Source organism: Bacteroides sp. ET336 (assembly GCF_024733815.1).
In the GTDB taxonomy this organism is placed as follows: domain Bacteria; phylum Bacteroidota; class Bacteroidia; order Bacteroidales; family Bacteroidaceae; genus Phocaeicola; species Phocaeicola cellulolyticus.
The window spans coordinates 1-273 of sequence record NZ_JANRHK010000078.1 but is presented as its reverse complement, the minus strand read 5'-3'; the positions used below and the strand labels follow the sequence as shown (position 1 = coordinate 273).

1 rRNA gene is annotated in these 273 nt (G+C 53.8%); it reads left to right on the top strand.

Going from position 1 to position 273, the window contains the following annotated elements:
• A 23S ribosomal RNA gene (locus NW213_RS16915) occupies nucleotides 1–273 on the top strand; the annotation flags it as partial.

Genomic DNA, 273 nt, shown 5'->3' with positions numbered 1-273 from the left:
GAAGGCGTGGCGCGAGCCACTCTGGAGCGTATGGAAAAGCAAATGTAGGTATAAGTAACGATAAAGGGGGTGGGAAACCCCCTCGCCGAAAGACTAAGGTTTCCTGATCAACGCTAATCGGATCAGGGTAAGTCGGGACCTAAGGTTCAGCCGAACGGCGAGACCGATGGCAGAAACGGTAAAGATTCCGTTACTACCTCCAATGGTGACGTGGAGACGCAGCAGTGACACCACCGCCGGCTGACGGAATAGCCGGTTAAAGAGTGTAGACGT